The sequence below is a fragment of the Pseudomonas sp. ADAK7 genome (assembly GCF_012935675.1).
Taxonomy (GTDB): Bacteria; Pseudomonadota; Gammaproteobacteria; order Pseudomonadales; family Pseudomonadaceae; genus Aquipseudomonas.
Genome location: NZ_CP052861.1, coordinates 6,659,895 through 6,672,832, shown reverse-complemented (window position 1 = coordinate 6,672,832; position 12,938 = coordinate 6,659,895). Strand labels below are relative to the sequence as shown.

General features: G+C 62.7%; 2 protein-coding genes (1 of these 2 only partly in view). Both read right to left on the bottom strand.

The features are described from left to right. Positions 1 to 570: the start of a non-ribosomal peptide synthase/polyketide synthase gene (locus tag HKK53_RS30625; protein WP_169373839.1), read on the bottom strand. It extends 14,463 nt beyond the left edge of the window; the window shows 570 of its 15,033 coding nt (coding positions 1–570); it begins with the start codon at positions 568 to 570; its stop codon lies off the left edge, out of view. Then, positions 570 to 12,938, bottom strand: coding sequence for a non-ribosomal peptide synthetase (locus tag HKK53_RS30620; protein WP_169373838.1), 12,369 nt, complete (start codon positions 12,936 to 12,938; stop codon positions 570 to 572). Before HKK53_RS30620 ends, HKK53_RS30625 begins: the two co-directional genes overlap by 1 nt.

Below are 12,938 nucleotides of genomic sequence, written 5' to 3'. Positions count from 1 at the left end.
CCAGCCATCGGAAATGATGTGGTGCTGGATCAGCGCCAGCACATGGTCGTCTTCAGCGATTTTCAGCAGCGAAACCCGCAGCAGCGGCCCCTGTTGCAGATTGAACGGGCGTGCGGTTTCGTGTTCGACGAAGGCCTTGATCTGTGCTTCGACGCCGTCCGCATCCAGCCCTTGCGGCAACGGTTGCAACGCGATGCGGAGCGGCATCTGCGGATGAATCACCTGGCAGGTTTGCTCATCCTGCTCGACGAAGGTGGTGCGCAAACTTTCGTGGCGCGTGACCAGGGCATTGAAGCTGCGCTCCAGCGCCGGCACATCCAACTGGCCCTTGAGGCGCAGGGCGCTGGGAATGTGATACGCGGTGCTGTGCGGGTCCATCTGCCAGAGGAACAACTGACGTTCCTGGGCGTAGGACAGCGGGATCGCCTCGAACCCGGAGCGGGTTTCGGGGATCGGCAGGTTCGCCGGGGACACGCCCTCTTCCAGCATCTTGGCCAGGTACAGCTTACGTTTGTCCAGCGGCAGAGTGATAAAGCGCTTGGCAATCCTCAAAGCAACACTCTTGTCCATTAGACTTCCTCCATTTCGTCAAGCAGGGCTTCCAGCTTGTTCAGTTTCTGTTCATCGATGGCCCCGTCTTCGGTATCGAGGTGAGCCACGAAATCGCTCAGGACGGGGTGCTGGAATAACACTTGCGGCGTCAGCGTCAGCCCCAATTCCAGGGCGATGCGCGACACCACGTTGACCGCCAGCAGCGAATGCCCGCCCAGTTCAAAGAAGTGGTCGTGCAAGCCGATGCGCTCAACGGTAAGGACTTGCTGCCAGATCGCCGCGACCTGTTGTTCAAGTTCGCTGACCGGCTCGACATAACTGGCCTGCATCTGGCTCGCGTCCACCGCTGGCAGGGCCTTGCGGTCGAGTTTGCCGTTGGGGGTCAGGGGCAATTGCCCGAGGAACAGCAGATGCGCTGGAATCATGTAGTCAGGTAACGAAGACTTGAGCGCAGTCTTTAGTCCCTCACGCAGTTGTCGTTGTGCTTCGCTGTCGTCCAGCGCCAGTTGCGGGGCGACCGCATACGCCACCAATTGCGCGCCACCCTCGGCGTCCAGCGCCAGCACCGCCGCTTCGGTGACGGCGGATTGGGCCAGCAGCCGCGCTTCGATTTCCCCCAGCTCGATGCGGAAACCACGGATTTTCACTTGATGGTCGATACGGCCCATGTACTCCAGTTCGCCGTCCTCGCGATAACGGGTCAGGTCGCCGGTGCGGTACAGACGTTCGCCGTTGGTGGAGAACGGATTGGGCACAAACTTCTCGGCGGTCATCCCCGGACGGGCCAGGTAACCGCGCGTGATGCCGGCGCCGGCCAGGTACAACTCAGCCGAAATGCCTTGGGGCACCGGTTGCAAATCGGCGTCCAGCAAATGGCTGCTGGTGTGCTTCAGCGCATGGCCGATGCTCGCGGTGCCGCCGGCCTCGCGGCGGGTCCAGGTGGAATAAGTGGTGTCCTCCGACGGGCCGTAGAGGTCGTAGACGTGCTCGATGTTGGCCTGCTCATACAAGGTGTCCACCAGCACCTGTTTCAGCGGTTCACCGGCCAGGTTGATGATGCGCACGCTGGCAGGAATTTGCCCGGCGCGTTGCAACGCGGCAATCGCCGACGGCACGGTGTTGATCAGGCGCACCTGATCCCGGGCCGGCAGTTGCGGCAGTTCCAGGGCATTGCGCGCGATGATCAGCGAGCCACCGTTGGCCAGGGTGACGAACAGCTCCCACACCGACAGGTCGAAACACACTGAAGTGGAGGCCAGCACACCTTGAATGTCGTCGCGGCTGTACACCGATTGCGACCAGTCGATCAGCGCCATGACGTTGCGATGGGCGATGGCCACGCCTTTCGGTTTGCCGGTGGAACCGGAGGTGTAGATCACGTAGGCGAGGTTGTCCGGGGTGACCGAGGTCTGCGGAGCACTGACCGGATAATGGCCGAGCGGGACCTTATCCATCAGCACCACTTGCGTACCGGCACCGATTTGCAGGGTCGCCGCCACGGCCTGCTCGGTCAGCAGCACCAGGGCGCGGCTGTCTTCGAGCATGTAGGCCACGCGCTCGGCCGGGTAATCCGGGTCAAGAGGTACGTAGGCGCCGCCGGCCTTAAGCACTGCCAGCAATGCGATCAGCAGTTGCTCAGAGCGTTGCATCGCCACGCCGACCCGTACTTCCGGACCGACGCCCAATTCGATCAACTTGCGCGCCAGACGATTGGCCTGGCGGTCGAGTTCGGCGTAGGTCAGTTGCTCGGTGCCGAAGGTGACGGCCAAGGCATCCGGCGTGGTCGCGACCTGGCTGGCGATGCGCTGGTGAATGCACAGCTCAGTGGCGAAGTTCGCTTCGGCGGTCGTGACGATGGAATCCTGCAAGGTCAACTCGCTGAGCGAGCGTTCCCCAGTTTCGGCCATCTGCGCCAACAGGTGCTGCAAATGCGTGCCCAACTGCGCCACGGTGGCCGAGGCAAAACTGTCGTTCTGGTAGCTGAAGTGCACCGACAGCTGATTGCCGAGGCTCACCAGCAGCGTCATCGGGTAATTGGTCTGTTCATGGTTGGTCACCGGTCCGAAGCGCAAACCTTGCGGCGCGCCCTGCTCCAGGGCCTCGGAGATCGGGTAGTTCTCGAACACCATCAAGGTATCGAACAACGCCTCGCCACCCTGTCCGGCCCAGCGCTGGATATCCGCCAGCGGCGTGTGCTCGAACTCGCGCAACGCCAGGTTCTGCGCCTGCACGCTTTGCAGCCAACTGGCCAGGCTCTGCTCGGCACGCGGCACGGCGATCACCGGCAAGGTGTTAATAAACAGACCGATCTGCTGCTCGGCACCCGGCAAGTCCGCCGGACGCCCGGCCACCGTCGCGCCAAACGCCACACTGTCTTTACCGGTGTAACGCTGCAACAGCAGTAACCACGCAGCCTGGACCAAGGTGTTGAGGGTGACTTTCGAAGCACGGGCAAACTCGGCCAGACGTTGGGTCTGGTCAGCGTCCAGCACTTGGTAATGATCGCCATGACCGACGCTGAGGTCTTTAGGTCGGGCGATGGCGTGGGCCAGTCGCGTCGGCTCTTCCAGGGTGCTGAGCGCCGACAGCCAGAACGCTTCGCTGACTGCCGCGTCCTGACGTTGCAGCCAGGCGATGTAGTCGCGATAACGCCCCGGCTGGCGCGCCACGCCCTGACCGCTGTAGTGCTGCAACACCTCGCCGAGCAACTGCGCGCTGCTCCAGCCGTCCATCAGAATGTGGTGGTTGGTGTAGATCAGGTGATGACGGTCGGCGGCGGTTTGCACCAGCACCAGTCGCAACAGCGGCGCCTGGGTCAAATCGAGGCCCTGAGCCCGCTCTTCATCCGCCAAGGCTTTCAACGAAGCGTCGAAGTCGACGTGCTCACGCCAGTCCAGTACACGGAACGGCACGTCAATCTGGCGATGAACAACCTGCACCGGCTGCTCAAGATCACCCTGCCAATGGAACGCGGTGCGCAGGATATCGTGGGCATCGAGCACCGCTTGCCAGGCATCGCGAAAACGTTGCGGATCGACGCCCTCGACGTCCAGGCGCATCTGGTTGATGTAGTCGCCAGTGCCGTGTTCCAGCAAGGTGTGGAACAGCATGCCTTGCTGCATCGGTGACAGCGGATAGATGTCGTCGATGGCTTGGGGTTGCACGACCAACGTATCCAGTTGCGTTTGCGACAGCCGCGCCAGCGGGAAGTCCGACGGCGTTACGCCACGGTTGGCACTGTTGCAGCAATGGGCGATCAGCGCAGTGAGTTCTTCCAGGTAATCGTCGGCCAAACGCTGGATGGTCGCTTCGTTGAACATCTCGGCGCTGAAGGTCCAGCTCAGGTCCAGTTCACCGCCAAACACCTGGCCGTCGAGGGCCAACTGATTGCCGAGCGGGCCTTGCATGTTGACTTCCTGGCCACCGGATTCGCTGGTCGGCACGAACAAGGCATCGTCGGCAGCATCGAAGCTGCCGTCGAACTGGCCGAGGTAGTTGAAGTTCAGGCGCGGTTTGGGCAGCGCTTGCAGAGTGTGCCGCGCATGGTCATCGCCCAGGTGCGCGAGGGCACCGAAGCCGATGCCTTTGTTCGGGATGGCGCGCAGTTGTTCCTTGATCTGTTTCAGCGAGGCACCGAGCTCTGCGACCGGGGTCAATTTCGCCGGGAACAGGCTGGTGAACCAACCGACGGTGCGGGTCAGGTCCACGCTGTCGAACAGGTCTTCACGACCGTGGCCTTCGAGTTGCACCAGCACGCTGTCGTCACCGGTCCAGCGCACCATCACCCGCGCCAGCGCGGTCAGCAGCAGGTCGTTGACCTGGGTGCGATACGCCGCCGGGGCTTCTTGCAACAGCTGCTGGGTCAGGGTTTTGTCGAGGCGGCTGCGGATGGCCAGGGCTTGTTGATGTTGCTGACCGCCCTGCGGGTTGTCGCACGGCAATGCAACCGGCGCGCCTTGCAACGCTTGCTGCCAATAATTGAGCTCAGCCTGCAACGGCGCGCTGGCGGCATAACCTTGCAGCGCTTCGGCCCAGGCTTTGACGGCACTGGTCTTGGCCGGCAATTGGCCTTGGCGATAGGCGGTCTGCAAGTCTTCGAAAAGGATGCGCCACGACACGCCATCCACCACCAGGTGATGGACGATCAACAGCAAGCGTTGCGTGCCGTCGGCGAGGTTGGCCAGCACGGCGCGGATCAGCGAACCGCCGCTCAACTGCAAACTGCGCTGGGCCTCGTTGCCCAAGGTTTCGAGGGCGGCCAGATCGGCCACGTCGGCTTGCCACAGGATTGGCCCGGCCTTGTTATCGCGGTACTGCACGGACCAGCCTTCGCCCTGTTCGAAATTCAAACGCAGGCTGTCGTGATGAACCATCAGTGCGGCCAAGGCTCGCTCCAGCGCTTCAGGATCCAGCGTTTGAGTCGGCTTGAGCATCACCGACTGGTTCCAGTGATGACGATCCGGAATCGCCTGGGCGAAGAACACTTGATGCACCGGCAACAGGGCCATTTCTCCGGTCACGGGCCCTTGATCGATCAGTTGCAACGGTTCACCGGTCTGCACCACCGCCACCAGCGCCTGAATGGTCTGGTGTTGGAACAAGTCTTTCGGGGTGAAGCGCAAACCGGCCTGACGGGCGCGGCTGACCACTTGAATGGAGATGATCGAATCGCCGCCCAGTTCGAAGAAGTTGTCGCTCAAACCGACCCGTTCCAGCTTCAGCACGTCTTGCCAGATTGTGGCCAGTTGCTGCTCCAGCGCGGACTGCGGCGCCACATAGGCTTGCTGCAATTGGCTGACGTCAGGACGTGGCAGGTTCTTGCGGTCGAGCTTGCCGTTGGGAGTCAGCGGCATGCGTTCGAGCAGCAAGACGTAGGCCGGGACCATGTGTGCCGGCAAAGCGGCCTTGAGTTGTTCGCGCAGTGATTCGGCAAAATCCTTGCCTTGAGCATCGCCGACCACATAAGCCACCAGGCGTTTGCTGCCAGCACTTTCCTGAGCCACGACCACCGCTTCACGCACACCGTCGAAGGTCTGCAAGCGCGCTTCGATTTCCCCCAGTTCGATGCGGAAACCACGGATCTTCACCTGGTTGTCGATCCGCTCCAGGTAGTCGAAGGTGCCGTCGGCGCGTAGGCGCACCCGGTCACCGGTGCGGTAGAGCAAACCGCCCGTGGCGCTGAACGGATCCGCCACAAAGCGCTCCGCCGTCAGCCCCGGACGATTGAGGTAACCCCGGGCCAGCCCGGTGCCGCCGAGGTACAGCTCGCCGGCCATGCCTTGGGGCAACAAGTTGAGGTCAGCGTCGAGCACATAAGCACTGCGGTCACCAATGCGACTGCCGATTGGCGCGTAGGCGGCACCGCACTGCACGTCGCGTCCGGCCTTCCAGATCAGCGGCGTGACCACGGTTTCGGTCGGGCCGTAGCCATTGATGATGTATTCCGGGTTCAGCGCACGCTTGACCCGTTCGAAACTGGCGTTAGGCACCGCATCGCCGCCGAAGCAGTAGATCCTCACCTTGGGCGGATTGCCCTCGCGCTCGGCGTGTTCGGCCAGTTGTTGCAGATAGACGGGCGGGAACGCGACCACGGTGACGCCGTGTTCGATCATCGCGTTGTAGGTCTGCTCCGGGGTCCACAGGCTGTCGTCGCGGATCAGCAGCGAAGCGCCATGGGTCAGGCTGGTCAACCAGCGTTCATGGGCGCCGTCGAAGGCGAACGACATGAAGTGGAATTCGCAGTCGCTGTCGCGCATCTCATAACGTTCACCAATGGCCAGGCAATGCATCGCCAGCGGACCGTGGGTCACGCTGACGCCTTTCGGGTTGCCGGTGGAGCCGGAGGTGTAGATCACGTAGGCGAGGTTGTCAGGATCGAGGTTGACCACCGGGGCTGTGACCGGGCGCGCGCTCAGGTCGAGACGATCCAGTTCCAGCACGTTCATGGCGGCTTCAATCGGCAGTTGCGCGGCAATCCGCGAATCCGTCAGCAGCAGCGCCAGCCCCGAATCCTGCATCAGGTAGGCCAGGCGTTCCCGGGGATAACTGGTGTCCAGCGGCACGTAGGCACCACCGGCCTTGAGCACCGCCAGCAACGCCACGATCAGGCCTTCACCGCGCGGCAGGGCCACGCCGACGCGCACTTCCGGGCCGACGCCTTGCGCGACCAGTTCATGGGCGAGACGATTGGCCCGCAGGTCGAGTTCGCCATAGCTGAAACGTTGGCCATCGAAGATCACCGCCGGGCGCTCGGGACGCTCGGCTGCCAACGCCGCGAAACGCTGATGCACCGCGACATTCACCGGGTACGGTTGCGGCTGGTTGTTCGCTTGTTGCAGGGTTTGTTCTTGCACCGTGACCAGGGCGATTTCACCCAGGCGTCGCTCGGCGGATTCGGCAAAGCGGTCGAGCAGGTGCAGCAGCTGCGCACTGAGACGCTCGACCGTCGCGACGCTGAATTTTCCCTGATCAAAACTCAGGTGCAGCGCCAGGGTGTCGCCGAGGGTCACGCCCAGGGTCAGTGGATAGTGGGTCTGATCCTGGTTGGCGACTTCGCCGAACACCACGCCTTGGGCGGTGCCGTGTTGCAGGGCTTCGGAGATCGGGAAGTTTTCGAACACCAGCAAGGTGTCGAACAACGACTCACCGCCCTGCCCGGCCCAGCGCTGGATATTGGCCAGCGGCGTGTGTTCGAACTCGCGCAGGCTGAGGTTCTGCGCCTGCACGGCGGCGAGCCAGGCACCGACGCTCTGGTCCGGACGCGAACCGGCGATCACCGGCAAGGTATTGATGAACAGGCCGACTTGTTGCTCGATACCCACCAGGTCCGCCGGGCGCCCGGCGACGGTGGTGCCGAACGCCACGCACTCGCTGCCGGTGTAGCGCTGCAACAGCAGCAGCCACGCGGCCTGGACCAGGGTGTTGACGGTCACTTTTTGCTGGCGGGCAAAGTCGTTCAGGCGCCGGGTACGCACAGCGTCTGCCTCGAAATGCCGCAGCGTATGACCAGTTTCAGCCAACACCTCGCCACCGCTCGCCGCCGCTTGAGCCAGCACAGTCGGCTCCTGGAAATCCGCCAGTTGCGCCAGCCAGAACGCTTCGCTGACCGCGCCGTCCTGGCGCTGCAACCACTGGATGTAATCGCGATAACGCCCCACGGGACGCGGCGGTTGCTGGCCGCTGTAACGCTGCAACACCTCGCCGAGCATCTGCGCGCTGCTCCAGCCATCCATCAGGATGTGGTGGTTGGTGAAGATCAGGTGATGACGGGTGTCGCCGGTCTGGATCAGGGTCAGGCGCAGCAGCCCGGCCTGGGTCAGATCGAAGCCTTGGGCCAGGTCGGCGGCGGTGAAATCGCTGAGGGCCTGGGCGATGTCCGTGCGTTCGCGCCAGTCGAACAGCACGTAAGGCAGCGGCAAATGACGATGAATGATCTGCAGTTGTTCCTGCAACTCGCCCTGCCAGATGAAGCCACTGCGCAGAATGTCGTGGGCATCCATGGTCGCCTGCCAGGCGTCACGGAAACGCTCGGCGTCGAGGCCATCGACATCGACGCACAACTGGTTGATGTAGGTGCCGGTGCCCTGTTCGTACAGGGTGTGGAACAACATGCCTTGCTGCATCGGTGACAGCGGGTAGATGTCCTCGATGCCGGCGGCGGGCACCGGGATCGCGTCCAGTTGCGCTTGATCGATGCGCGCCAGCGGGAAGTCTGAGGGCGTCACGCCCATCGACTCCGGCAGGCAGCAATGCTTGATCAACGCTTCGAGTTCGCGAGTGTATTCATCGGCCAGACGGGCGATGGTCGCTTCGTTGAACACCTCGCGGCTGAAGGTCCAGCGCAGGTCCAGTTCGCCTTCGAACACTTGGCCTTCAACGCCTAGCCAGTTGTCCAGCGGCGCCTCGACGCTTTGCTCGCCCCCGGCACTTTCACCGGCCGGGCTGAACAACGCACCTTCCTCGGCATCGAAGCTGCCGTCGAACTGGCCGAGGTAGTTGAAGGTGATGCGCGGCGTCGGCAAAGCCTTGAGGCTGGACTTCGTGGCCTCATCGCCGAGGTATTTCAGTACGCCAAAACCCAGGCCTTTGTTCGGGATGGCGCGCAGTTGCTCCTTGATCTGTTTCAGTGCCGCGGCCATGGAGTCGGCTGGCGTCAGGCGCACCGGGAACAGGCTGGTGAACCAGCCCACGGTACGGGACAGGTCGATATCGTCGAACAGGTCTTCGCGACCGTGGCCTTCGAGCTGGATCAGGGTGTCGGCGTGGCCGGTCCAGCGGCAGATCACTCGGGCCAGGGCGGTCAGCAGCAAATCGTTGACCTGGGTGCGATAGGCGGCGGGCGCCTCTTGCAGCAATTGTTGGGTGAAGGTTTTGTCCAGTCGGCTGTGCACCACGTGGGCATAACGGCTTTGCTGGCTGCCTTGGGGGTTGTCGCACGGCAGGTCCACGGCGGCGCCCTGCAATTGCTGATGCCAGAACGGCAACTCCACTTGCACCGCTTCGCTGCTGGCGTAGGCATGCAGATGTTCGCCCCAGACCTTGTAAGAACTGGTTTTCGCCGGGAGCCTGAGGCTCGCCCCGTGCAGCGCTTGTTGATACGCCTGCTGCAAGTCTTCCAGCAGGATGCGCCAGGACACGCCGTCCACCGCCAGGTGATGGATCGCCAGCAATAGGCGCTGGCTGCCATCGGTCAAGGTCGCCAGCACACCGCGCAGCAGCGGGCCGTTTTGCAGGTCGAGACTGCGTTGGGCCTTGACGTAGAGAGCGTCCAGTTCGGTGGCACTGATATTGTCGGCGGTCCACAACAATTCGTCGTCGGCGGCGATGCCCGCCACTTCGGCACGGCCTTCGTTGAAGCGCGAACGCAACACGTCGTGGTGGGCCAGCAGCCCATTCAGCGCTTGCGCCAGTGGAGCCACTTGCAAGTCTTGGTGGGCACGCAGCAAAACAGCCTGATTCCAGTGATGACGCTGTGGAATCTGTTCTTCGAAGAAGGTTTGCTGGATCGGCAGCAACGGCATCTCGCCGGTCACCGGGCCTTGATCGATGGTCAACGCAGCCACACCTTGCTGCGCCACACCCGCCAGACCTTGCACGGTCTGATGCTGGAACAGGTCACGCGGGCTGAAATGAATCCCGGCCTGGCGCGAGCGGCTGACCACTTGAATCGAGATGATCGAGTCGCCACCCAGCTCAAAGAAGTTATCGGTCAGGCCGACCTGCTCCAGCTTGAGCACGTCTTGCCAGATCCCGGCGATTTTCTGTTCCAATTCGCTGCGCGGCGCCACGTAGGTGGGCTGCATCTGGCTGGCGTCCGGGGCCGGCAAGGCCTTGCGGTCAAGCTTGCCGTTCGGGCTCAGGGGCAAGGCCGGGAGGAACAGCAGGTGCGTCGGCACCATGTAATCCGGCAGGTTGTCCTTGAGTTGCGTCTTGATCGCTTCGCGGGTGACGTTTTGCGCTTCGGCGCTGGCCGTGACTAATGAAGTGTCTGAAGGCACGACATAGCCGACCAGTTGCAGGCTGCTACCGCCTTGCACTGCCAGCACCACTGCATCGCCAACCGATTCCAATTCCAATAATCGCGCCTCGACTTCACCCAGCTCGATGCGGAAACCGCGAATCTTCACCTGATGGTCAACCCGGCCGACGTACTCGATGCCCCCCTGGGCGTTGAAACGGGCCAGGTCGCCCGTGCGATACAAGCGTGCACCCGAGCCGGAAAACGGATCGGGGATAAAGCGTTCGGCGCTCAGATCTGGACGCTGGAAGTAACCACGCGCCAACAGGTCGCCGCCAATCACCAGTTCGCCGATCACACCCACCGGGGCAGGTTGACCGTTTTCATCGAGCAAATACGTGTGACGGCCGGGCAATGGCTTGCCGATCGGCAAGGTCAACGGCAACGGTTGGCGACCGAAGATATAGTCGCTGCAATCCAGGGTTGTGGCGGTGACGGTGGCTTCGGTTGGACCGTAGGTGTTGAGCAACTTGACGTGCTCCAGACCGGCCTGACGCCAGGCCAGCACACCTTCCGGCGGCATAGCTTCACCGCCGCTGTGCACCTGGCGCAGCGCCGCATAGTCGCGAGGGCCGATGGCGGCGAACTCCTTGGCGACCATGTTCCAGTAGGCCGTGGTCAGGTCCATCACGGTGATGCCCTGCTCGACGATCTGCCGGTACAGGGTTTCGCTGTCCCAGATGTCGTTGCCGCGCAGCACCACCGAGGCACCGCAGGTCAGCGGGCCGAAGAGTTGCTCGCCAAAGGCATCGAAGTTGAACGTGGCGAATTGCAGCGCGCAATCGGCGGCGCTGAGGTTGTAATAGTGCTGCGAAGCAAAGGCATGTTTGCTCAACGCGCCGTGGCTGATACCGACGCCTTTCGGGCGCCCGGTAGAGCCCGAGGTGAACATCACGTAGGCGAGGTTTTCCGCCCACACCGGGCGTGCCAGATTGCTTTCGTCCGGGAACATCCAGGCATCGGCCTGATCCAGGCACAGGCATGCCACACCGACCGGCACCGGAAGGCGTTCCAGCAAATGGCTTTGGCTAAGGATCAACTGGCTGCCACTGTCTTCGATCATGCACAGCAAGCGGTCGCGGGGGTATTGCGGGTCCAGCGGCAAATAGGCGCCGCCGGCCTTGAGCACCGCGAGAATGGCGACGATCAGGTCCAGACCGCGATCCACCGCGATCCCTACCAGCACGTCCGGCCCCACGCCTTGCGCCACCAGCGTGCGCGCCAGACGGTTGGCCCGGGCGTTGAGCTGGCCATAGACCAGCCGCTGGCCGTCGAAGATCAGCGCGGTGGCGTCAGGGGTATTCTCGGCAGCAGTTTCGAACAGCTCGTGCACCGGGCGTTCGCTCGGCCACACGGTGTCGTTACGGCCCCAGTCACCGACCAGTTGCTGGTATTCGTCAGTCGCCAGCAACGGGATTTCGCCGACCCGTTGTTGCGGGTCATTGACGATGCTGCGCAGCAAATGGGTCCAGTGCCGAGCCAGGCGTTCGATGGTGTCCGCTTCGAACAGGTCGCTGGCGTAGGTGAACGCCGCGTGCAGTTGCCCGGCCTTTTCATAGGTATCCAGGCTCAGGTCGAATTGGGTGCTGCGGCTTTCCCACTCGATGACGCCCAGTTCCAGGCCGGTGCCGACCTTGAGGGTGGTGACATCCGCTACTTCCGGCTGATGGTTGTACATCACCTGGAACAACGGGTTGTAGCTCAGGCTGCGCTCCAGTTTCAGCGCTTCGACCAGGCGTTCGAAAGGTAGATCCTGATGGGCCTGGGCGCCGAGGGCGGTTTCCTTGAGGTCGCGCAGCAGATCGCCGAGACGGGTCTGGCCGTCCAGTTGCACGCGCAGCACCTGGGTGTTGACGAAGAAGCCGATCAACCCTTCGATTTCCCGCCGATTGCGGTTAGCAATTGGCACGCCGATGCGCAGGTCATTCTGGCCGGTGTAACGGTGCAGCAGAATATTGAATGTGCCGAGCAACAGCATAAACAGCGTGACGCCGTGCTGGCGGGCAACCCCGCGCAGTTGTTCGGCCAGGACTGCGTCGACCACATGCTCATGGCGCCGCCCGCGATAGCTCGGCAATACCGGGCGCGGGTGATCCAGCGGCAGCTCCATCACCGGGTGTTCGTCACCCAATTGCGTCAGCCAGTAGTCGAGTTGTTTTTGCTGCTCCCCGGCTTCCAGCCAACGGCGCTGCCACAGAGCGTAGTCGCTGTATTGGATCGGCAGCGGCGCGAAATCCAGGGTCTGGCCTTGATCGTGGGCGTCGTAGAAACGGCAGAATTCGTCGATCAACACGTTCATCGACCAGCCATCGGACACGATGTGGTGCAAAGTCAGCAACAATACGTGTTCCTGCTCGTCGAGCTGCAACAGGCGCACCCGCAGCAGCGGGCCCCGGGCCAGATCGAAAGGAATCAGCGATTGCTGCTCGGCGGCTTCGGCGACCCGGGATTCCCGTTCTGCCGGGGCAAACGCGCTGAGGTCGAGGCGCTCGATGTCCAGCGGTTGCCGCACCGAGACCTGCAACAGGCTGTCATCGGGTTGTTGCTGAAACACCGTGCGCAGGGTTTCGTGACGTTCGATCAGGCTGGCGAACGCTTGCTCCAACGCAGCCTGATTCAAACGCCCGGTCAGGCGCACCGCTGCCGGCAGGTTATAGGCGCCGCTTTGCGGATCCAGGTGCCAAAGAAACCACATGCGTTGCTGGGCATAGGACAGCGCCTGGCGATCCTCGGCCTCAACCCCTGCCGGGATCGGAAACTGGGAAAAATCCACGCCTTCCTTGTTCAAGGCCGCAAGGAACATCTGGCGCTTTTCCAGGGGCAACCCGATAAACCGGCGAGCAAGTTTCAAGGAGTCTTCAGCATTCAT

What these genes read in the sequence shown, in the direction of transcription:
- HKK53_RS30620 (WP_169373838.1), bottom strand. Translation starts at nt 12,938, where the DNA reads ATGAATGCTGAAGACTCCTTGAAACTTGCTCGCCGGTTTATCGGGTTG.